Source organism: Pontibacter sp. GD13 (assembly GCF_058216355.1).
This window is the reverse complement of sequence record NZ_JBYZMQ010000004.1, coordinates 142,331-164,351: the sequence shown is the minus strand read 5'-3', so window position 1 is coordinate 164,351 and position 22,021 is coordinate 142,331. Positions and strand designations below refer to the sequence as shown.

General features: G+C 50.6%; 23 protein-coding genes. 17 read left to right on the top strand and 6 right to left on the bottom strand.

Translation table 11 applies throughout. The annotated features are described in order from the left end of the window. Window positions 1-64 precede the first annotated feature (64 nt). The 8 genes from panB (at window position 65) to AC4BAN_RS08285 (ending at window position 6,094) form a co-directional block, all read left to right on the top strand. Window positions 65-883: a 3-methyl-2-oxobutanoate hydroxymethyltransferase gene (gene panB / locus AC4BAN_RS08320; RefSeq protein ID WP_490563930.1), complete on the top strand. Its 819-nt coding sequence runs from the start codon at window positions 65-67 to the stop codon at window positions 881-883. 115 nt (window positions 884-998) lie between these two features. After that, the gene (locus AC4BAN_RS08315; RefSeq protein WP_490563929.1) at window positions 999-1,679 is read left to right on the top strand and encodes an RluA family pseudouridine synthase; all 681 of its coding nucleotides are present in this window, start codon (window positions 999-1,001) and stop codon (window positions 1,677-1,679) included. A 166-nt stretch (window positions 1,680-1,845) separates the two neighbouring features. Then, window positions 1,846-2,616: an acyl-CoA desaturase gene (locus AC4BAN_RS08310; RefSeq protein ID WP_490563928.1), complete on the top strand. Its 771-nt coding sequence runs from the start codon at window positions 1,846-1,848 to the stop codon at window positions 2,614-2,616. A gap of 210 nt (window positions 2,617-2,826) precedes the next feature. Further along, window positions 2,827-3,378 (top strand): 30S ribosomal protein S16, encoded by a 552-nt coding sequence (locus tag AC4BAN_RS08305; RefSeq protein WP_490563927.1) that lies wholly within the window; start codon window positions 2,827-2,829, stop codon window positions 3,376-3,378. A gap of 12 nt (window positions 3,379-3,390) precedes the next feature. After that, the gene (rimM, locus tag AC4BAN_RS08300) at window positions 3,391-3,972 is read left to right on the top strand and encodes a ribosome maturation factor RimM (RefSeq protein WP_490563926.1); all 582 of its coding nucleotides are present in this window, start codon (window positions 3,391-3,393) and stop codon (window positions 3,970-3,972) included. Beyond that, a complete protein-coding gene (gene trmD / locus AC4BAN_RS08295; RefSeq protein ID WP_490563925.1) occupies window positions 3,972-4,649 on the top strand; it encodes a tRNA (guanosine(37)-N1)-methyltransferase TrmD in 678 nt (225 codons plus the stop codon). Before rimM ends, trmD begins: the two co-directional genes overlap by 1 nt. Window positions 4,650-4,818: 169 nt before the next feature. After that, the gene (gene rplS / locus AC4BAN_RS08290) at window positions 4,819-5,172 is read left to right on the top strand and encodes a 50S ribosomal protein L19 (RefSeq protein WP_490563924.1); all 354 of its coding nucleotides are present in this window, start codon (window positions 4,819-4,821) and stop codon (window positions 5,170-5,172) included. A gap of 337 nt (window positions 5,173-5,509) precedes the next feature. Then, window positions 5,510-6,094: an inorganic diphosphatase gene (locus AC4BAN_RS08285; RefSeq protein WP_490563923.1), complete on the top strand. Its 585-nt coding sequence runs from the start codon at window positions 5,510-5,512 to the stop codon at window positions 6,092-6,094. A gap of 147 nt (window positions 6,095-6,241) precedes the next feature. Here AC4BAN_RS08285 and AC4BAN_RS08280 read toward each other — a convergent pair whose 3' ends face one another. Beyond that, window positions 6,242-6,940: a DNA repair ATPase gene (locus AC4BAN_RS08280; protein WP_490563922.1), complete on the bottom strand. Its 699-nt coding sequence runs from the start codon at window positions 6,938-6,940 to the stop codon at window positions 6,242-6,244. Window positions 6,941-7,161: 221 nt separating this feature from the next. Between AC4BAN_RS08280 and AC4BAN_RS08275 the strand changes: the two genes are divergently transcribed. The 3 genes from AC4BAN_RS08275 to AC4BAN_RS08265 all read left to right on the top strand — a co-directional run bounded on the left by AC4BAN_RS08275 (window position 7,162) and on the right by AC4BAN_RS08265 (window position 9,271). Next, window positions 7,162-7,569 carry a 6-pyruvoyl trahydropterin synthase family protein gene (locus tag AC4BAN_RS08275; RefSeq protein ID WP_490564023.1) on the top strand — a complete coding sequence of 136 codons (408 nt, stop codon included), beginning with the start codon at window positions 7,162-7,164 and terminating at the stop codon, window positions 7,567-7,569. Then, entirely contained in the window at window positions 7,532-8,227 is a 696-nt protein-coding gene (gene folE, locus AC4BAN_RS08270; protein ID WP_490563921.1) for a GTP cyclohydrolase I FolE, read from the top strand. The genes AC4BAN_RS08275 and folE overlap by 38 nt, the downstream gene beginning before the upstream one ends. Before the next feature lie 126 nt (window positions 8,228-8,353). Then, a complete protein-coding gene (locus tag AC4BAN_RS08265; protein ID WP_490563920.1) occupies window positions 8,354-9,271 on the top strand; it encodes a TIGR01777 family oxidoreductase in 918 nt (305 codons plus the stop codon). A gap of 87 nt (window positions 9,272-9,358) precedes the next feature. Here the strand turns inward: AC4BAN_RS08265 and AC4BAN_RS08260 are convergent, their stop codons facing one another. Continuing rightward, a complete protein-coding gene (locus tag AC4BAN_RS08260) occupies window positions 9,359-11,689 on the bottom strand; it encodes a penicillin-binding protein 1A (protein WP_490563919.1) in 2,331 nt (776 codons plus the stop codon). A gap of 192 nt (window positions 11,690-11,881) precedes the next feature. Here AC4BAN_RS08260 and AC4BAN_RS08255 point away from each other — a divergent pair, with 192 nt between their 5' ends. From AC4BAN_RS08255 to AC4BAN_RS08240, 4 genes are all read left to right on the top strand, one after another. Then, complete coding sequence (locus tag AC4BAN_RS08255) at window positions 11,882-12,388, top strand: hypothetical protein (protein WP_490563918.1); 507 nt, start codon at window positions 11,882-11,884, stop codon at window positions 12,386-12,388. Between the two features lie 72 nt (window positions 12,389-12,460). Next, entirely contained in the window at window positions 12,461-13,264 is an 804-nt protein-coding gene (locus tag AC4BAN_RS08250) for a class I SAM-dependent methyltransferase (RefSeq protein WP_490563917.1), read from the top strand. 64 nt (window positions 13,265-13,328) lie between these two features. Further along, window positions 13,329-14,198 carry a UbiA family prenyltransferase gene (locus tag AC4BAN_RS08245; RefSeq protein ID WP_490563916.1) on the top strand — a complete coding sequence of 290 codons (870 nt, stop codon included), beginning with the start codon at window positions 13,329-13,331 and terminating at the stop codon, window positions 14,196-14,198. Window positions 14,199-14,255: 57 nt separating this feature from the next. Beyond that, complete coding sequence (locus tag AC4BAN_RS08240) at window positions 14,256-14,729, top strand: hypothetical protein (protein ID WP_490563915.1); 474 nt, start codon at window positions 14,256-14,258, stop codon at window positions 14,727-14,729. An 81-nt stretch (window positions 14,730-14,810) separates the two neighbouring features. On the opposite strand, the gene rho is transcribed toward AC4BAN_RS08240, so the two are convergent. Further along, on the bottom strand, window positions 14,811-16,592 hold the full coding sequence (gene rho / locus AC4BAN_RS08235; protein WP_490563914.1) for a transcription termination factor Rho: 1,782 nt from the start codon (window positions 16,590-16,592) through the stop codon (window positions 14,811-14,813). Window positions 16,593-16,878: 286 nt separating this feature from the next. On the opposite strand from rho, the gene serS reads away from it, so the two are divergent. Continuing rightward, the gene (gene serS, locus AC4BAN_RS08230; protein WP_490563913.1) at window positions 16,879-18,153 is read left to right on the top strand and encodes a serine--tRNA ligase; all 1,275 of its coding nucleotides are present in this window, start codon (window positions 16,879-16,881) and stop codon (window positions 18,151-18,153) included. Window positions 18,154-18,310: 157 nt separating this feature from the next. Here serS and AC4BAN_RS08225 read toward each other — a convergent pair whose 3' ends face one another. The 3 genes from AC4BAN_RS08225 to AC4BAN_RS08215 are packed head-to-tail and all read right to left on the bottom strand — an operon-like array spanning window position 18,311 to window position 21,425. Then, on the bottom strand, window positions 18,311-18,706 hold the full coding sequence (locus tag AC4BAN_RS08225; protein ID WP_490563912.1) for a hypothetical protein: 396 nt from the start codon (window positions 18,704-18,706) through the stop codon (window positions 18,311-18,313). Between the two features lie 6 nt (window positions 18,707-18,712). After that, on the bottom strand, window positions 18,713-19,687 hold the full coding sequence (locus tag AC4BAN_RS08220) for a glycosyltransferase family 9 protein (protein WP_490563911.1): 975 nt from the start codon (window positions 19,685-19,687) through the stop codon (window positions 18,713-18,715). Between the two features lie 34 nt (window positions 19,688-19,721). Next, complete coding sequence (locus AC4BAN_RS08215; RefSeq protein WP_490563910.1) at window positions 19,722-21,425, bottom strand: helix-hairpin-helix domain-containing protein; 1,704 nt, start codon at window positions 21,423-21,425, stop codon at window positions 19,722-19,724. A gap of 125 nt (window positions 21,426-21,550) precedes the next feature. Here AC4BAN_RS08215 and AC4BAN_RS08210 point away from each other — a divergent pair, with 125 nt between their 5' ends. Next, window positions 21,551-21,952 (top strand): hypothetical protein, encoded by a 402-nt coding sequence (locus AC4BAN_RS08210; RefSeq protein WP_490563909.1) that lies wholly within the window; start codon window positions 21,551-21,553, stop codon window positions 21,950-21,952. Window positions 21,953-22,021 lie beyond the last annotated feature (69 nt).

Sequence of the window (22,021 nt, the reverse complement as noted above, 5' to 3'; positions counted from 1 at the left end):
CTACACCAAAGTGTGGCTGTTTCTGTTTAAGATTTTATAGCTTTACATCTTAACCTTTGCTACTATGTCTGTTCATAAAAGCGACGTGAAAAAAGTTACCACGCACCAGTTGCGAAACATGAAAGAGCGTGGTGAGAAAATCTCCATGCTGACGGCCTATGATTTTTCGATGGCCACCATTCTGGATGCCGCCGGCATCGATGTGATCCTGGTTGGCGACTCCGCCTCCAACGTGATGGCAGGCCATGAAACTACCCTTCCTATTACACTGGATCAGATGATCTACCACGCATCCTCGGTGGTAAGGGGCGTGAACAGGGCTTTTGTAGTAGTAGATATGCCTTTCGGCTCGTACCAGGGCAACTCCTCCGAGGCGCTGCGCTCTGCCATCCGCATCATGAAGGAGTCTGGTGGGCACGGTGTGAAGCTGGAGGGAGGAGCCGAGATAAAGGAATCGATCACCCGCATCCTGAGCGCCGGGGTACCCGTGATGGGCCACCTGGGGCTTACCCCGCAGTCCATTTACAAGTTTGGCACCTACACGGTGCGCGCCAAGGAAGAGGAAGAGGCACAAAAGCTACTCGACGACGCACAGTTGCTGCAGGACCTGGGTTGCTTTGCCATTGTGCTCGAGAAAATTCCGTCTGCGCTGGCAAAACGCGTGGCGGAGTCCTTACAGATACCGATTATCGGCATTGGCGCAGGCCCCGATGTGGATGGGCAGGTACTGGTGGTGCATGACATGCTGGGCATAAATAAAGAGTTTAAGCCGCGTTTTCTGCGCCGGTACGCTGACCTGCACACCATCATGACGGAGGCCGTGCAGCATTATGTGAAGGATGTGAAGAGCCACGACTTCCCGAACCAGAAGGAAGCATACTAGCTGCAATTCAGAAATTATAAAAAGTGAGCGGTGGGCTACGCGCTAATACTAAAATCTTAAAAGAAAGCACCTTTTGCACTTTCGTGTGGCATGCACAGGTTATAATCGGTTTATAATGATGCTGGAAGTACTATTTGAAGACAACCATGTGCTGGTGGTAAACAAGCCTGCCGGGTTGTTAGTGCATGGCGATGACACAGGCGATGAAACGCTGGCTGACCGGGCCAGGGAATACATCAGGCAAAAGTATAACAAGCCCGGCAACGTTTTTATTGGTGTGGTGCACCGCCTGGACCGGCCTGTAAGCGGGGTTGTGCTCCTGGCCAAGACATCCAAGGCCCTGAGCCGGCTTAACGAGCTTTTCAGGAGCAAGAAAACCCAGAAAACATATTGGGCAGTAGTGGCCAACAAGCCCCCCAAAGAGCAGGGCACCCTGCTGCATTGGCTCATAAAAGACAGCGCGCGCAACGTGACCAAAGCGTACAGCAAAGAAAACCCGGCCGGCTTACGGTCCGAGCTGCACTACAAACTGCTTCGTGTGGCCGCCGGCAGGCACCTGCTGGAAGTGAACCCCATTACAGGCCGCCCGCATCAGATCCGGGTACAGCTGGCCACTATGAAATGCACGATTGTCGGCGACCTGAAGTACGGTGCACCACAGCCCCTGGTTGATAAAAGTATAGCCTTGCATGCCCGGCAACTGGTGTTTGAGCACCCTACCCTAAAGACCCCCGTTACCGTGTGCGCCAACCCTCCCCAGGCAGCCGTCTGGAACCCCTTCAGAAGCCTGCTTTAGCGGAAAACCTACCATCCAAAAATGATTTTTATCATTTCCTGAACTTTTACGCCCTGTTCTCTATTTTACATAGAATTCGTGTTGTAGCTTTGCGCGTTACCTGGCATGGGTGTGGCGTGTAAACAACATTGAAGTAATTAACCATCAACATCATTCTTTTAATTTAATGGCTATCCTGATCTTTTTTGTAGCGCACTGGTACCTGTCTCTTTTTGTACAGACCTTCTACCTGCACCGCTACGCCGCCCATAAAATGTTCACCATGAACCCTTTCTGGGAGAAGGCATTCTACCTGTTAACCTATATTGCCCAAGGCTCCTCTTTCCTGTCGCCGCGGGCATACGCGGTGCTGCACCGCATGCACCACGCCTTCTCCGACACGGAGCGTGACCCACATTCCCCGCATTTTTCTAACAACGCGTTTACCATGATGTGGAAGACAAAGGAGATTTACAACAATGTGCTGAACCACCGCGTGGAGCCCGAGCGTCGCTTTGACGGGGACTACCCGGTGTGGCCGGCCATTGAGAAACTGGGCGACTCTTACTACTCCCGCATTGGCTGGGGCGTGGTGTATGTGGGCGTTTACATCGCTTTTGCAACCCAATGGTGGATGTTCCTGCTGCTGCCGATTCACTTTTTGATGGGTCCGGTACATGGCGCCATCGTGAACTGGAGCGGCCATAAGTATGGCTACCAGAACTTTAATAACAACGATAAATCACGCAATTCGCTTTTCTTCGATTTCCTGACGGGTGGGGAGCTGTTCCAGAACAACCACCACAAACTGCCTAACCGGGTGAACTTTGGGGTAAAGTGGTGGGAGGTAGACCCTACCTGGCCAGTAATCTGGACGCTGAACAAGCTTCGGGTTATCAAGCTGAAAGAGGCGAAGCTGAAAGCAAAAGCGGAGCCCAGAGCAAAAGTGGCCGCTTAACCCAGTGTAACGTCACGCAATTGAAGTCACTTTCCTGATTATCAACCAAAAAGCCCTCCCTGTAGAGGGCTTTTTGGTTGATCAGCTTTCCTGAGTGTAACAGCAAAATAATAAATCCGGAAGGCAGTAGAGATAACGATAATATTTTGGTATCTTTGCGGTTCTAAAAACTGGCGAACGGGATTCGCCGACTTAACAACTTATAACAAAATGGCAGTAAAAATCAGATTGGCCCGCAGAGGTCGCAAGAAAGCAGCTATCTATGATATCGTAGTAGCAGATGCAAGATCACCACGTGATGGTAAATTCATCGAGAAACTGGGTACTTACAACCCAAACACGAACCCGGCGTCTATCAACTTCGATCAGGACAAGGCGTTTCAGTGGATGATGAACGGTGCACAGCCAACTGACACAGTAAAGGCTATGCTTTCTTACACAGGCGTACTTTACAGAAGACACCTGCAGATTGGTGTTATCAAAGGCGCTATTTCTCAGGAAACTGCCGATTCTCGTTTAGAGGACTGGAAGAATGAGAAAGAAGCCAAGATCGAAGGCAAGCGTCAGGGTCTGGTTACAGACAAAGAAGCGAAGAAAAAGGCTGCATTCGATGCTGAAACGAAAGTTAAAGAAGCGCGTGCAGAGGCAATCCGTCAGCGTGAGGCTGATAAGGTGGCAGCGAACGCTCCTGCTGAAGAGGCAACAGAAGAAGCTCCTGAGGCAGCAGCTGAAGGTGGCGAGTCTACGGAAGAGCAAGCATAATTTAATCCTGCCATGCAAATTGATGCCTGCTTTCTGCTAGGATACATCGTCAAAACCCATGGCACCAAGGGGCAGGTAGTCGCGTTTTTCGACGTAGACTTCCCCGAGGATTATGAAGAACTGGAATCAGTTTTCCTTGAGCAAAAAGGAAGGCTGGTTCCTTTTTTTATAGCCTCCATGGAGCCCATCAAGAACAGCCGTTTCATCATCAAGTTTGAGGATATCAAAACGATGGAACAGGCCGAGGCCTTACGCGGCACCTCCTTATACTTGCCACTCGATGAGCTCCCGGAGCTGGAAGAGGATCAGTTCTACTTCCATGAGGTGATCGGGTACCAGGTAGTGGATGAGAACCATGGGAAACTAGGTACTGTTAAAGAGTTTTACGACCTGCCGCAGCAACAGCTGATGGCCATGGACTACATGAACCAGGAGATGCTGATCCCGGTAATGGATGAGATCATACTGCGCGCAGACCACGAGGCGAAAGAACTTCATATCAGTCTGCCCGAAGGACTCCTGGAAGTATACACCGAACCTGCAAACCCCGACGAAGCCGACGACACAGACGAGGATAGCGGGGAGGAAAAATAATGCGCTTCGATATTATCAGTTGCCAGCCCGATCTGCTGGAAAGCCCCTTTAACCATTCCATACTAAAGCGTGCCCAGCAAAAAGGCCTTGTAGAGGTTCACGTTCACGACCTGCGCAAATATGCCGTTAACAAGCATGGCCAGATAGATGATTATGCTTTTGGGGGTGGCGCCGGCATGGTGATGATGATAGAGCCGATTGACAAGTGTATATCCGAACTACAGGCTGACCGCTCCTATGATGCCATCGTTTACATGACACCGGACGGGCAAACGCTGAACCAGACCCTAGCCAACCAGTTTTCGCTGCTACAGAACGTGATCATACTTTGCGGCCACTACAAGGGCGTGGATGAACGCGTGCGGCAGCGTTTTGTAACGCACGAGATCAGCATAGGCGACTATGTGCTCTCTGGCGGAGAACTTGGCGCAGCAGTGCTGGCAGATGCCATCATCCGCATTATACCTGGAGTGCTGAACGACGAGTCCTCTGCACTGACAGACTCTTTCCAGGATGGGCTTCTAGCGCCGCCTGTGTACACACGTCCGGCCGATTACAAGGGCATGAAGGTTCCAGACATTCTTCTATCCGGTGATTTGCCTAAAGTCGAAATCTGGAGGTTTGAAAAAGCGGTAGAGCGCACGCGGCAGCGCAGGCCGGACCTGCTGGATGAGTAAAAGGCGTTTGGGCGAAGAGATTATTAAATAACTAACTGTCTGGGTTCTAAATAAAAGAAGCTGAACAGAAAAAACTATATTTTTTTACTGCAAAGATTCTTATGTAATAAATAATTACATATCTTTGCAGTCCGAAATTTGAAGAAGATACTTTAAGAACATAGCCATCATGAGCGAACTAATTAAATTTATTGAGCAGGAATCTACTGACAAGCGCGCCTCTTTCCCAACTTTCCAGGCGGGTGATACTATCAATATCCACGTACGAATCCGTGAGGGTAACAAAGAGCGTATTCAGCAGTTTCAGGGCGTTGTGATTCAGCGTAAGAACGTGAACACAAACGGCGAGACTTTCACTGTAAGAAAAGTATCTAACCAGATCGGCTTAGAGCGTATCTTCCCACTTCTTTCTCCAGCTCTTGAGAAAATCGAACTGGTAAGAAGAGGTAAAGTAAGGAGAGCAAGACTGTACTATCTGAGAGGTCTTCAGGGTAAAGCAGCTCGTATTAAAGAAAGACGCTAAGCATACCTGCTTACATAGATTTCCTATAATGCTAAAAGAGGAGTTGTTTCGACAGCTCCTCTTTTTTGTTTGTCCTCGGGCAAGCGCAGAAAATCACGCTGCGGCTTTGTCGACTCAGGCTAGTGCTTATCTTTGCTCTCCATCCTTAAAAGGCTATCCGTCAAATGATATGCAGTACAGAAAACGGAGAATCAGGCGTGGGACACCTGTCACCACAGGGCAAAAGCAGATTTTCGTAACGAACTCTTGTGAATGTTTCAGGGCGGCTTTTCTGGTGCTGAAAGTCTGCAGTTGTAGTAGCAAGTATAAATTTAAACCAATTCTATACCCCAAACCCATGAAACAACCGCTGTGTGCCATGCTGCTGGCCGTCTCTCTGCTGCTGGCTGGCTGTAAAACCGATTATGCCAACCTGCCTACCTATTCAGGCACAAGGCAGTTGCAGGCAGTGGTAGAAGTGCCCGCAGGCAACAACCACCAGCTCAGGTACAACCGCGAAACAAAGGAATTTGTAAAAGACAAGAATGCCGGCAAAGACCGCGTGGTCGAGTTCCTGCCCTTCCCGGCTAACTACGGATTTATCCCTTCCACTGAGTTAGAACAGAATGGACGCGGACTCAACATCATCATCCTTTCTGAAAGAGCTGAAACAGGCACCGTGATGGAAGTGATACCGCTGGGGCTGCTTCAGCTGGAAACGGACGGTAACCTGGAGCCTGTGGTTGTGGCAGTACCCGCCCGCCCGAGCGAGCGCACCCTGGAGGCGACTACAATGGCCGCCCTGACAAAGGAGTACCCAGCGGCAAAGGAGATTCTGAAACTATGGTTCTTGTATCGTAACCCCACCCGCGGCACTAAATTCGTAGCCTGGCGCGATGAGCAATTTGCCGATAAGGAAATACAGCGCTGGATGAAACTTTAGGTCCGACACCAGCCACTCGAGGTTTTTATCCAAGCAGTAAGGACAAGCTTGCGCGAGTGTTCCCCCTCCTTTATCCTGCAGTGGTTTGAGGAGGTGAACTGGCTAGGGTAAAAGGAACGCTATCGGGTAAATTTAGTGCAACTTGCGTTACTTAATTTCCATCAGCTTGGCACGTACTGCCTCCACGGCCTTTTCCATGTCCAGGACACGCTGCCGGCTGGCCTCCTGCTGCTTTTGATTATTGATCACGTCCTGCTCCAGTTGTTTCAGGTCCTGGGCGTTGCGCACCAATTCTGCCTCCAGCTCCTGCTTCCGCTTCCTGTTCTTTTCTATGGTTGCCTGTATGTCGTTGGCCTGCTTTACCACACGCTCCTGCTCTGATTTGGTAGCCCGCAATACATCCTCTGCTTCGTTGATTTGCCTGAACACATCTTCGCGGTACAACTTTCGGGCAAAGCCCCGCATGAAATTCTCCGCCGAGGCATACTCTTTCGGGGTGGCTACTTTATCAATGTAGGCCGTGCCCAGGTCTAAGCTCCACCATACGTTGCTCCCGAAGGCACTGCTGCCCACCGTAGAAAGCACCCGCATGGGCACATGTGAGATGGTATCAATCACGGCGCCCTCTACTGTATACACCCCTTTGCTTGACTTCACCTTACCGGCTTTCTGGTTCAGGTAATCCTTCCAGGACCTTTCCACCTGCTTGGGGTCAAGCTGCACGGTAAGCTGCTGCCCGCGGCGTATCACCCCGTTTACCGATTGCTCGCTCTCTTCCACTTTAACCTGCTGCGCCCTGCAAAGCCCTGCTGCCAGTACAAACAAAACGAGTAAAGTTGCTTTCATTTTCATTTCAATCGGGTTTCTGTAATGATGTGTATGTCTATTTGCCTCCTAAAATAAGTAATCGGCCTGACAAACAACGGGTACGCAGGGATTATTTTAGCTAAAAATTGGTTTGTGAATGTAGCTGAGTAACTTAACTTTGCAAACTTGTAGTAAAACAGGTTCCTGCCGGTTTCTACACCAGTTTAAACATTTGTACAAAAATGGTTGTTGACAAGGATATGAGAATCACCGTTTGCCGCAAGGAGCATTTTAATGCCGCGCACAGACTGTATAACAGCAGTTGGAGCGACGCGCAGAACGCCGAAGTTTTCGGAAAATGCAGCAACCCACACTATCACGGCCATAATTACGAGCTTGTTGTGAAACTGACCGGCACCATAGATCCCGATACAGGCTATGTGTACGACATGAAGAAGTTAAGCGATCTTGTACAGGAGGAGATCGTGTCGCGGTTCGATCACAAGAATTTAAACCTGGACACAGAGGAATTTAAACAAACCAACCCGACAGCAGAGAACATTGCTGTCGTGATCTGGAACAAACTGCGCGAAAAAATCAGCAAGGAATTTGATTTAGCAGTAACACTTTATGAAACTGAACGAAATTTTGTTGAATACCATGGATAACCCGGACCAGGAGCGCGAAGCTGAAGAAATGGATGATCATATCCTGAGTTCACTGGAAACCCCAATTCGCGCGGATGCTTTTGACCTCTCTGATAATGAAAAGATAGCGCTCATTGAGCAACACTTTGCCGGCATTATGCATACGCTGGGCCTGGATCTGACAGATGACAGCCTGAAAGGCACGCCGCATCGAGTAGCAAAAATGTACGTGAAGGAAATTTTCCACGGCCTGCACCCAGGCAATAAACCGGCTATCAGCCGTTTTGAGAATAAGTACAAGTATAACCACATGCTTGTGGAGCGGGATATTACCATCTATTCATCCTGCGAGCATCACTTCGTGCCCATCATCGGCAAAGCGCATGTGGCCTATGTGCCCAATGCGCACGTAATTGGCCTCTCTAAGCTGAACCGCATTGTGCAGTACTATGCCCGGCGTCCGCAGGTGCAGGAGCGCATGACCATGCAGATCGCCAATGAGATGAAGCAGGCCCTGCAAACAGATAACGTAGCGGTACTCATAGAGGCGGATCATTTGTGTGTGATGAGCCGCGGGGTGAACGATGTAACCAGCAGCACGATTACAGCCGAGTATGCAGGCTTGTTTCAGGAAGATCATTTCCGGAACGAGTTCCTGGCCCACATCCGCCGCAAGTAGCGCCGGCTGCAGTGCTCCATCCGCTTAAAAACATACTTGGTTAACTTGCAAACTGTTTCGGGCAACTGAACAACACCCTATCCCCGTATAGGATCAATTCTATATTACTTATGCTAAAAAAGCACCATGCCAGATAAGATTCTAATTACAGGTGGTTCAGGATTAATTGGTATGCGCCTCTCAGAAATGCTGATTGACCAGGGTTATGAAGTGGCGCACCTGAGCAGAAGTCCGGATAAAGTATCCAACTACAAAACGTTTCGATGGGATATCAAAAATGACTACATCGACGACAATGCCATTTCCTATGCTGACTACATCATTCACCTTGCTGGCGCCAGCCTGGCGGAGGAGAAGTGGACGGATGAGCGGAAAAAGGTTATTGTGCGCAGCAGGGTAGATAGCGCGAACCTGCTCTATAAGTGCCTGAACCAAACCACCCATCATGTAAAAGGCTTTATCTCGGCGTCTGGCGTTGGCATTTACGGCAATGCCGGCGATCAGCTGATGTCGGAGGAAAGTACGTACGCGGACGATTTTCTGGCGCAGGTTTGCAAAGCCTGGGAGGCAGCCGCCTGGCAGATGCGCGACCTGAATTTGCGGACAGTTATATTTAGGCAGGGTATTGTGCTCAGCAACAAGGGCGGGGCACTGCCCCAACTTGCACGGCCTGTGCGCCTGATGGCAGGAGCACCGCTTGGCTCCGGCAAACAGTACATGTCCTGGATACACATCGATGACGTGTGCCGACTGTTCACGGCCGCCATTGAGGACACCCAGTTTGAAGGTGTTTACAATGCAGTGGCGCCGCACCCGGTTACGAACGCTGAGTTCACGAAACTACTGGCAAACGCCATGCACAAGCCCCTCGTGCTCCCCAAAGTGCCTGCTTTTGCCATTAACCTGATGATGGGTGAAATGAGCGAGGTAGTCCTGACAGGCCAGCGGGTGAGCGCCAACAAAGTGTTGCAAACCGGTTTTACCTTTGAGTATAATTACCTGGAAGAGGCTTTGGAGTCTTTTTACGAGGGCGAAAAGCACTAGCGTATCCTCACTGGTTACTCTAAAAAGGCATGGGTCCTGCAGCTTACTGCAGGACCCATGCCTTTTTAGAGTATGACTCATACACCCCTACTGCAGCAGGCTATCCATGTTCAGGGTCTTTAGAATCTCATCCATGGCAGTGGAGTCAGGTAATGTGCTTTTAGGCAACACAGTGGTGCAGTTATACTTTTTACTGATCTTAACGGTAGGCCCCGGGAAGCGGCCCATGGTATAGCCCAGGTTTTTGTCCTGGTATACTTTCTCCATGTACAGGCCAAACATCGGCAGGGCGGTTTTGGAGCCTTCGCCCAGCTGGGAAGTTCTGAAATGTATACTTCGGTCTTCACCACCTACCCACACGCCGGTCACAAGGTCTTTGGTAACTCCCATAAACCAACCATCGGAGTGGTTAGAGGTTGTTCCGGTCTTGCCTCCTATCTCATTTCCTTTCCAGAGGTCATATTCCCAAAGTGCCTGCGAGGTGCCGCCTGGCTCCTCTATGCCTCCCTTCAACATGTGCATCATCAGGAAGGCCGTTTCCTCGCTCAGCACCTTTTTCTGTTTCGGGGTGAATTGTTGGATCAGGTTGCCGTTTCTATCCTCGATGCGTGTAATGAACATCGGTTTTGTATGGAAACCATGGTTGGGGAACGTGCTGTAAGCGCCTACCATTTCAAAGATGGAGACATCGCTTGGCCCCAGACCGATGGAGGGCACAGTCTGCAACGGACTGGTGATGCCCAGCCGCCGGGCGTATTTCACGACGGTTTCCCATCCAATGATCTCGGTAAGCTGGGCCGTCACGGAGTTCACAGATTTGCCCATGCCGCGGCGCAGGGTCATGGGCGCCCCGGTGTACTCCCAGTCGGCGTTTGTAGGGGACCAGCTCTTTTTCTCGCCGTTCTCCACATAATTTATGGTGATGCGCTTGTCCACGATCTTATCACAGGGCGAGTATCCGTTATCGATGGCAGCCACATACACAAAGGGCTTAAAGGTAGACCCCGGCTGGCGGCGGGCCTGCTTTACGTGGTCGTACTTAAAATACTTAAAATTAATGCCCCCTACCCATGCTTTCACGTGGCCCGTAAACGGATCCATAGACATCATGCCTCCGTGCAGGAAATGCTTGTAGTAGGCCAGGGAGTCCAGGGGGCTCATGGTCACTTTCTTTTCCAGGGCGTCATTGTCCCAGGTGAACACCATCATTTCGTGCGGCGTGTTCAGCTCCCGGTTAATAGCGGCCACATCATTGCCATACTTTTTTTTCAGGCGCTGGTAATAAGCGGTGCGCTTGATGGTCTCTTCCACAAAACCCGGAATTTCCCGGTCTTTCTCATCCACCCACGGGTTTTTACCTTGCCAATGGCTGTTGAACTGGCGCTGCAACCTGCGCATGTTCTCTTCCATGGCTGCTTCGGCGTGCGCCTGCATGCGGGAGTCGATGGTGGTATAGATCTTCAGGCCGTCGCGGTACAGGTCGTAGCCATTCTGTTTGCACCACTCCTGCAGGTATTCTGCCACTGCGCCCCTAAAATAGGTACCTGGCCCGTCATAATGGCTTTCCACACTGTAATCCAGCACCAGGGGCAAGGCAGCAAGCGAGTCTGCCTTTGCCTGCGTCAGGTAATTATACTTGGCCATCTGGCCCAGCACGGTATTGCGGCGACGTGTGGCGTTATTCGGGTTAAACCTGGGGCTATAGTAGGTGGGTGCTTTTAAAAGGCCTACCAAAACGGCCGCCTGTTCTATTTTAAGGCTATCCGGGGAGGTATTGAAAAATGTTTTGGCGGCTACTTTTACACCAAAAGAGTTCGAGCCGAAGTCTACCGTGTTCAGGTACATGGCCAGGATCTCCTTCTTTGTGTAGCGCTGCTCCAGTTTAATGGCCGTTAGCCACTCCTTTGTTTTGGAGATGAGGATGTTCAGCAGAGGGATATGCCCGAGCACTCCTTTTGAGTCGTCGGTCCTGGTTTTGTAAAGGTTCTTGGCCAACTGCTGGGTTATCGTGCTGGCGCCCCTCGCATCACCGTTCAGGCTGCCATACACCGCAGAGACAATAGCGGCAGGGTCGATGCCCGAATGCTCGTAGAAACGCACATCCTCGGTGGCAACCAGCGCATTGATCAGCTCCGGCGACATATCCTGGTAAGAGACCGGGCTCCTGTTTTCCTTGAAGTACTTGCCAATTTGCAGGCCGTCGGCGGTGTAAAGCTCCGAGGCCTGGTCAGAGCGCGGATTCTCCAGCCTGTCCAGGCTGGGTGAGGACCCAAAGAGGAACAGCACATTGTACTCTACGCTAAACAGGTAAAGCAGCACCGCCGCAAAACCCATGAAGAAGGCTTTCCAGACAAAACCGGCTATACTTTTATACAAGGGCCGCTTGGGCTTTTCTATTTTTTCTTGCTCTTTCAGCATTGTATTCAAACAGAGGCTTCCCTCTTTAAATTCCCGTTCCCGCTTCTGACAAATCAACTGCAAATATACCTTTTGTAGACAACTTCCACGGCCGAAAGGCCATAAAACTTAGTTAAGAGCAGGTGAAAATGCTTATTTTGAACGCCGTCTGTTTATATTTGCCTTGTTAGCCTACCATCTCTTTTAACACACATGCAAGATACACAGCAACAGGTTTTTAACAGATTAATCGGCTTGCCACTTACCAAGACAACGCGCAACCGGCAAGTGCAGTACTTCCATTTCGGGCAGGCGCATTACACCACCCCGGACGGTTTGGTATTGGACATCGGTGAGCTAACCCTTGCCCTAAACTGTCCGTGGGAACTGCAGCAACCCGATACAGCGCTTATCACCCATGAGCAGGTATTTGTCCGGAAACGGGAGGCCGGTTTGCCATCTCCGGTGTGGGACTGGAAAGTACCCGGCTCCAGCCTGCGCGACCAGCGCCTGAAGGAGGTAAGCCACGATAACCCGAACCTGGTGGTGGAACGCATAGAGGGGCAGGATAACTTCGGCCTGACCATATACTTTAGCGACGGCACCACACTGCGCGTGTTACCCGACCCCACCCTACCCACCGAAGAATATTGGCAGCTGTTCAGCAACACCGAAGCGGGTATTAGAACAGGGGCCGGGCCAAACGGCATACTCCGGTAAATTGGCGCCATTTTAGTTCAATAATAACCTTTGGCGCTACGGAACAGTAGTTTGTAATAAAAAAAGCAACTATTGAAACTCCGCCTACAATTATTTGAACTGGAAGACCAGAAGTGGTTTCCGCAGGTTGTTCGCGGAGGCATGCAGGATTACCTGCGCTTTATGATCAGCTCCCTGGATACCTACGAAGCCATTTTGCCGCAGCTGGAAGAACTGCTCACCAAAACAAAACAGCGGCATATCACCGATCTGTGCGCCGGTGCCGGGGGCGGCATTGCCGGGCTGCGCCAGGCCCTCAGCCAACGCATGAACACTACCGTGCACGTTACCCTCACCGATCTTTACCCGAACATCGACGCTTACGAGTACCTTAAAATCGAGTCGAAGGGGGCGATAGATTTTATACCGGAACCCGTAAACGCCCTGGATGTGCCCGGGCACGTGCACGGCGTGCGTACAGTCTTCTCTTCTTTCCACCATTTTCCGCCATCCATGGCACAGGGTATTCTGCAGGACGCGGTTAACAAGCGTGCTGCGATCGGGGTATTTGAGGGTGCCAAAAAAAGCTGGACGGAGTTACTGCTGCTTTGGCTTACCTTTCCGTTTGTCATTGTTTTTCTAACTCCTTTTATAAAACCCTTTAAGTTTAGCAGGATATTTTTCACGTATATCATCCCATTGATTCCCTTAGGGATACTTTGGGACGGCACGGTTTCCTTATTGCGTATCTATCCGCCTGAAAAGCTGGAGCGCATGATCCGAAGCCTGAACGCACCGGACTATATCTGGCAAACAGGTAGAGCTGGAAAAGGACCCGGCAAAAACGTGATCTACCTGACAGGTTACCCTGCTATAGAGCAGCCTGCCGCAGGATAGGCAGCATGCCGCGCAAACAAAACTTCCTGTACGGCTTTACAGGAGCCATACTTTAACCAGTTACATGAGAAACTACCGTAGTGCACTTACGCTCATGCGTATTCCTTTTTCGATTTACCTGATGCCGGTTTTCTGGTTTGCCCTGAGCGCCCTGGCTTATGTTGATACTTGGCGCGCGCTGGCCGTGTTCGTTTTGCTCCATCTGCTGGTGTACCCCGCCAGTAACGGCTACAACTCCTATTATGACCGCGACGAGAGCAGCATCGGAGGGTTAAAACGCCCCCCCAAGGTAACCCGGGAGCTGATGCACCTGGTGCTGGTGTTCGATATTCTGGCCGTTTTGCTCGCCACCCTGCTTGCGCCATTGTTCGGGGCTTTGGTTGCCCTTTACCTGCTTATTTCCAAGGCATATAGCTACGAAGGAATACGCCTCAAAAAATACCCCATCGTCAGTACATTTGTGGTTACCTTTTTCCAGGGGGCGTTTACGTTCGGTATGGTGCAAACAGGCGTAGGCGCCACCGTTTCAGAGGTGTTTCAGGCTCCTAATGTGTGGTTTGCGCTCGTGAGCACGCTTTTCCTGTGCGGCTCTTACCCCCTTACCCAAATTTATCAGCACCAGGAAGATAGCCGGCGCGGCGACAGAACGCTGAGCCTGCTGCTGGGCATAAAAGGCACCTACCTGTTTGCGGCCGCAAGCCTCGCGTTAGGCGCATCGCTGTTGCTTTGGCTCTACTTTGCCAACCACCAGGTGCGCAACATTTTCATTTTCCTCCTCTGTACCGCCCCCATTCTTTTTTACTTCACGGGCTGGGCCCTGCGCGCGCAGCAAGACGTAAGCGAAGTTAACTATGAGAACACGATGCGCATGAACAAAATATCATCGCTCTCCATAAGCGCCGCATTTATTCTGATGATCCTGTTCAGAATTTAGCCGATGATAGAAACCTGCACGTACTGTTGTGTATCTAGGTGAAACATAATAAAGACGATGAAACTACTCTACGTAATACTGGCAGGCCTGGCGGCTACTGCCGCCATGACGGCTTTTCTGTACCTGCTTTCCTTTTTCACCCACCGTGTTATGAAAATGATCCGGATCATGGGTACCATGGCCCTGAACCGGACGCATGCAGACGGAACCTTATCAGAGGCGGTGAGCACAAAGCTGGTGGGAACCGTACTAGTTTATCTGATGGGAATCCTGTTCGCCCTGATGTACCTGGCTATCTGGGACGCTGAGATCGGAACCATCACCGCATCCTGGGGTATGCTGCTGGGGCTGGCAAACGGAATCTTAGCCATGGTGCTGTGGTATTTCTTTTTTATGTTCCATCCCCGCCCTCCCCTCCTGAACCTTCGCACTTACCTGCTTACCCTGATAGCCGCACATATCGTTTTCGGCCTCGTTGTCACGTATGTATACTACTTGCTCGTGCAGCCTGGCTACCAGTTTTGGTGGTAAAGAAATCCGTATATAAAGGGAGAGCCTGCCGGATACATTATCCGGCAGGCTCTCCCTTTATATACGTAGACTACTATGGTCTTAGCTGTTCATCGAGATCAGGAACTCCTCGTTGCTCTTGGTGCCCTTCATTCTGTCTTTCAGGAATTCCATCGCCTCTACTGAGTTCATGTCAGACATGAACTTGCGCAGGATCCAAACGCGGTTCAGTTCGTCTCTGTCCATTAACAGGTCTTCGCGGCGTGTACCGGAAGCAGGAACGTCTATGGCTGGGTAAATACGCTTGTTGGCTAATTTACGGTCCAGCTGGAGTTCCATGTTACCTGTACCTTTAAACTCCTCGAAGATCACCTCATCCATCTTAGAGCCTGTATCGATCAGGGCGGTGGCGATAATGGTAAGCGAGCCGCCGTTCTCTACGTTACGGGCCGCACCGAAGAAACGCTTTGGCTTGTGCAGCGCGTTGGCATCCACACCACCCGATAAGATCTTACCAGATGAAGGAACCACCGTGTTATAGGCACGGGCCAAACGTGTGATAGAATCCAGCAGGATCACCACATCGTGTCCGCACTCTACCATGCGCTTCGCTTTGTCGAGCACAATGCTGGCTACCTTTACGTGGCGGTCCGCGGTTTCGTCAAAAGTAGAGGCGATCACCTCCGCTTTTACGCTGCGGGCCATGTCAGTCACCTCTTCCGGACGCTCGTCGATCAACAGGATCATCAGGTATACTTCGGGGTGGTTTTCAGAAATGGCATTGGCGATTTCCTTCAGCAACACGGTTTTACCTGTTTTAGGCTGTGCCACGATCATACCACGCTGGCCTTTTCCGATTGGGGCAAACAGGTCGAGGATACGCGTTGACATCTGGCTTGGGAGAGTGGTTAACTCCAGACGCTCTTCAGGGAACAGCGGGGTAAGGTGCTGAAAAGGAATACGGTCACGAATCTCTTCTGTGGTACGTCCGTTCACGGTGTCCACCTTTAACAGGGCAAAATACTTCTCCCCCTCTTTGGGTGGCCTGATTTGCCCTTTTACCGTGTCGCCTGTTTTAAGGCCAAACAACTTGATCTGCGACGGCGACACGTAAATATCATCCGGGCTGGCCAGGTAGTTATAGTGCGTGGAGCGGAGGAATCCATATCCATCCTGCATTAATTCCAGCACACCTTCATTTATAATTATTCCGTCAAACTCCTTAAAGTTGCTACTGCTCACTTGCTGTTGGTTATTGCGACGCGGGGCTACATCGGCACGGTTGCTTTGATCACGCTGCTCGTTGCGGCTGTCGCTGCGTTCCGGCCTGTTTTCCCTGTTGTCGTTTCGGTTATCATTTCGCTCGGGCCTTTTCTCAGTCCGATCGGCACGGTTATCATCTCTCTGCTCTCTTCTTCCTTCGTTCCGGGGTGCCTCGTTGCGATTATTTCCTTCGTTCCTGTTATCACGGCGCACGCGCTCCTGTGGCTGATTCTGAGGGCCGTGATCTTTTAGGGGTGGTGATTGAACGAGCGTTTGGTTGTTTGTCTCTCTGCGGGCAGCAGGCTCACGCGATGGCCTTCTCTCTGTTCTTTCTTTTCGTTCGGCCTGCAGCGGGGTTGATGCAGAAGCAACCTCAGCCAGTTCTTCTTCGGCCACTTCAATTGTGCTTTCAGCAGTCTCTGCTGTTTGTGCTTCGTCTGTGCGAGGGGATGCCTTGTACTTTTTGGCTATTTTATCTGGAGGGGTAATGGCTTGCTGATCCAGGATTTTGTAGATGAGGTCTTGTTTGCTAAGCTTCTTGAAATTTTTAACACCCAGATCTTCAGCAATTTCCTTGAGTTCTGAAAGAAGTCTATCTTTCAATTCTTCAATATTGTACATAAATAGTGGTTGGTAGTTAACTGTACTTGCTTGGTAACGCGGAAGCGAACGCAGCGAGAGATTTTTATTTTATAAACTAGGAAAAAGAATAGGTTGCGAAAGAGTTTGCAAGGCACAGGAAGGGCCTTTTATTAAATTGCACTGCAATGTTATTGCAATGGTTCATAATTAACAAATATTACGAAGTCTTTTATATAAAAAGTTTCAGATTTCTTTTAAAAGATTCATCAAATGCCGCTAACTACTCAAAAAAGTATATTTTTGTGTGTAAATATAATACCAGAATATGCTACAGCTTTCAGTTTTAAGAGAACAGACCCAGCAGGTGATAGCCGGCCTGAACAAGAAAAACTACAAAAATGCGGCCGAAGAAGTAGCCGCCCTGCTCGAACTTGACCAGCAGCGCCGCCAGGTGCAACACGAACACGATGAGCTGCAAGGCAAAGCGAATGCCATCTCAAAAGAGATCGGTGTACTGATGAAAAACGGCGAGCGGGACAAAGCGGAGGCCTTTAAAGCAGAAACCTCAGACCTTAAGCAAAAGACTAAATCACTGGCAGACCAACTAGCTGAGATAGAGGACGAAATACAAAAAGCTTTATACAAACTGCCAAACCTGCCGCACGAGCGTGTGCCTGCAGGTAAAACACCCGAAGACAACGAAATAGTTCTACAGCATGGCGATATTCCCACCTTGCACGAAGGGGCGCAGCCGCATTGGGAGCTGATACAGAAGTATGATATCATTGATTTTGAGCTGGGCAACAAGATCTCAGGTGCCGGTTTCCCTGTTTATAAAGGCAAGGGAGCACGCCTGCAACGCGCGCTGATCAACTTTTTCCTGGACCAGGCCATCGCCGCAGGTTACATGGAGGTGCAGCCGCCCATCCTGGTGAATGAGGCTTCGGGCTACGGCACCGGCCAGTTACCGGATAAAGACGGCCAGATGTACCATGCTACCGCCGACAACCTATACCTGATCCCGACGGCGGAAGTGCCGATTACGAACCTATACCGCGATGTAATCGTGCCCGCTGAGCAGCTCCCGATCAAAAACACCGGGCACACGCCGTGTTTCCGCCGCGAGGCAGGCTCCTGGGGTGCGGATGTGCGTGGACTGAACCGCTTGCACCAGTTCGACAAGGTAGAGATCGTACAGGTTACATTGCCTGAGAGATCTTATGAGACGCTGGAAGAAATGAGCGTTTACATTCAGGGACTGTTGCAAAAGCTGGAGCTGCCTTACCGCGTGTTACGCCTGTGTGGTGGCGACATGGGCTTTACCTCTGCCATGACCTATGACATGGAAGTATACTCTACAGCGCAGAGCCGTTGGCTAGAGGTTAGCTCTGCCTCTAACTTTGAAACCTACCAGGCTAACCGCCTGAAGCTGCGCTCTAAAACAGCGGCCGGAAAGACCCAGCTGTTGCATACTCTAAATGGCAGCGCTTTGGCACTGCCGCGTATTGTGGCTGCTATACTGGAGAACAACCAAACACCGGAGGGTATTAATATGCCAAAAGTGCTGCACCCCTACCTTGGGTTTGAGAAGATTTCATAAAATTTCTGAGAGGGTTCTCTAACTAGAACAGCCGCTGGATTTATACTTCAGCGGCTGTTTTTATTTTGTAACTGGTAAAAAATTTGAAGATAGCTGGCAAAACACTTACAGGTCTGGAAGACGCTGTGAGGTTTAATGCGCTTCTGCGCCAACATCCCTACCCGTACTGCTCCAAATACTGCTGATAGTAGTTCTTCAGTTTATACTTTTTAAGCGCTTCCCTGGCTTCCTGTATACTTTGCTCGGTTAGCGCATGGCGCTGCAGCCATTCAAGCAGGGCTTCCTGATCTGCTACATCCATACTTTCGTAAGCCTGCAAAAAAAGTGGCGTTAAGGCTAGCTTATGCTTTGGCACCTGTACAAATAGTGCGGCAACCAGCTTTTCCAATGCCTCCTCTACTTCTTTCAAAGCAAACACGTTTCCTTCCAGCGCATCTGCCATTAACAGTACTTCCTGCAGGGGCGCTCCGCTCTTGCCGTCGGTGGCTAGCATCAGGGCTTCCAAGAACTGAGCATCCGTGGGCTGCCAGGTTAGTTTTACAGGAGGCATCATGGATCTTTAAATTTCTATCGCACTAAAATCAATGGCACGCATGCATCTAAAATGGCCTTTAGGACATCTGCCATATCCTATTTTGGAACAGGGGCGGCAGCTGAGGCCGTTTACTTCCAGCACCTGGTATTTCGTCCGGAAGGGGTACATGCCGAACGCAGGAATTGTGTTGCCCCACACGCTGATGATCTCTTTCTGGAAAGCTGCGGCGATGTGCATCAAACCCGTGTCGTGGCTGATCACTTTATCCGCCTGCCGCACCAGCGAGGCCGATCCGTTTAAACTATACTTGCCGCAGGCGTTGAAGATCTGGGTTCCTGTAGATGGGTGTTGCTCAAAATAGCAAGAAATCTCATCTCCTGTTTCCGCATCTTCCTTTCCTCCTAAAAGCACAACAGGCTGCTGCAAGCGTCCGCACAGTTCTATGATACGGGCAGTCGGGAGCCGCTTGGTATAGTGCTGCGCACCAATGGCAAAGGCAATGTACCCTTTGTTAAATGGTTTAGGTAAGGTTTGCAAGCTTACTTCTTCCTGCTCCGGAATAAAGTAATCCAACCCTTCCCCGTCGTCTTTTACGCCCAGGCGCGCAGCGGCTTGCAGGTATCGGTCCACGATGTGCTGGTGCGGCAGGCGGTTGCGCTTAAAGTTTACCATGAGCCACTTCTCATAGTTCAGTTTGTTAAAGCTTCTGGCTGGTTTGCCCAGTCTGGTTTTGATGATGCGCGTGCGCAGGTTGTTATGCAGGTCTACCACATAGTCAAAGTCCTCTGCTTTTAGCCTTTGCACCAGTTCCCCCAGGCTATCGCCCAGCACATGCACTTTAGCCACATGCGGGTTGTTGGCCAGTATATTTTGGAAAGACTTTTTGGTACAGTAATGCACCTCCGCCCCCGCCACCTGCTTTTTAATGCAGCGGATAACCGGCGTGGTAAGCACAATATCGCCGATGGAGGAAAAACGGAGTATGAGTATTTTTGGCATGGCAGGTTTCTGGCAGATACGCTGTTCTATAGGCTTACTTTATACTTCCCTTCCGCTCACTGAAATACTGCGCCACCTCATCCACAGACTTTGTGTTAAACGTCATCTCTTTGGTGAGCCCTCCTTTACGACCAACCAGCACGCCATACTTCATGTCATGGTAGCCGCTGGTGTGGTGCGCATCTGGGTTTATACTCAACATGACGCCCTTTTCTAAAGCATAGTGCACCCAGCGCCAGTCCAGGTCAAGGCGCCACGGGTTGGAGTTGATCTCAATGATCACCTGGTTGGCGGCACAGGCGTCAATCACCCTCCGGTGGTTGATCGGGTAACCTTCCCGGCGCAGCAAAAGACGCCCGGTCGGGTGGCCCAGCATGGTGGTGTAAGGGTTTTCGATGGCGGTAATAAGGCGCGCGGTTGCCTTTTTCTCGTCCATGTTCAGGCTGCTGTGGATACTGGCCACAATAAAATCAAAGGTTTTCAGGATATCTTCTTCATAATCCAACGAGCCATCACCCAGAATATCGGATTCTATTCCTTTAAAAATCTTGAACGGGGCCAGTTTTTTGTTCAGCTCATCAATTTCCTTGTGCTGGCGCAGCACATCGCCCTCTCTTAAGCCACCGGCGTAAGATGCGGTTTTGGAGTGGTCTGAAATACCGAGGTACTGGTAGCCCATGTCGCGGCAGAAAGTTGCCATTTGTGCCAGCGTATGCGCCCCGTCGGAGTAACTGCTATGGTTGTGGAGGCTGCCTTTCAGGTCGGATAACTCCAGTAGTTTCGGCAACTTATCCTCCAGGGCAAGGGACAGCTCATGGGTGCCTTCCCGAAGCTCGGGTACCACGTAGGCCATTCCGGCTGCGGCATACACCGCAGCTTCAGAGTCGTACTCCTTTGCGCGCAGCAGGTCCAGCAGGGTACTCCCCTCTTTGTAAGCGAAAGCTAAATGCGCCGGGGCAGCGGAGCACAGCAGCACCTCATTCGCAAAACGCGCCGGCGAAACCAGCTTTATTTCAACTTTAACGTTGGTGAGTGTGTAGTGCCCGCGCCAGGCAAACGGGCCCGATGCGCTTTCTTCCTCTTCCAGCTCCTTAATAAGGTTCAGCTTTTGATGCGCCTCCACAGCGTTTTGGGTGGCCAGAATAAACTGGATCACTTCCACGATTTCCATCCGGCGCCGCACCTGCCCTACCAATTCCACCTGCACACCCGGGAAAACCTCGCTTATTTTTTGCAACAGTTCTTCTGCACCGGCCTCCGCTTCGGCGTAGAGTAGTTTACCGCGGTTTTGCTGCGTAAACAACAGGGCCTGCTTTATATTCTCTTGGGTTTTAGCTCCAAACCCTTTTACCTTGCTTAGTTTATCCTGCTCACAGGCTTCCAAAAGCTCTTCTACAGTTTCAGTGCCGAGCTCCTTCCAGATGGTGCGCACTTTTTTAGGACCAATACCCTTTATATGCAGCATCTCCACCACGCCCGGAGGTGTGGCAGCCAGCAGTTGGTCCAGCTCCTCATAAGACCCTGTGGTATTGATCTCTATAATTTTACCGGCGATGCCTTTTCCTACCCCCTGAATGCTTTCCAATTCCTGGCGGCTCATCCCCTGCAGGGGCAGCTCTACCTGCTCCAAAGCGCCCACGGCATTGGTGTAGGAGCGTGTTTTAAAAGGATTCTCGTCGTGCAGCTCCAGCAACTCCGCTGTCAGCTTAAACAGTTTTATGATCTTCTTATTTTCCAAAGCGCTTTGTCGTATAAGTACAAAGATAGAAAAAGGAGGCAAACCGATTGTACCCCTAATTATATTCCCACACTTCTATATAAAGAAAGAAATCCCTAACTTAGCCTTGTAACTACACCTGCACCATGAAATACGCATCAATACTTCTTCTGCTTTGCCTTGCGCTGATGGCAACCACCTGTAAACAGGACTCACTCGAAAAAGATTTGCTGGGCAAAACATGGCTGCACTCTTACGAGGAAGATAAGGACGATGTGCTTGTTTACCGCCCTAACTCCTACGATTTCCCGCCATCCAGAGGCAGAACAGGATTTGAGCTTGAAAAAGGAGGGGTTCTGAAACAGTACGACATCGCGCCTACCGATGGCTTGGAGGAGCATATCGGTCAATGGGAGAAAGTGGATAAGGACAAGGTAAAGGTCGCTATTAAAGGCAATGGTCAACCGCCCCAGCATTACACCCTAGAAATCGTTTCTCTAAAGGATGACGTGCTTAAAGTAAGAAAGAACCCATCCACATCGAACTAAGCTGCTTTTAATACGGGCATGCCAAACGTGGAGTAAAATACACTGTTTCCGACAGCGTGGCCCCTGTTG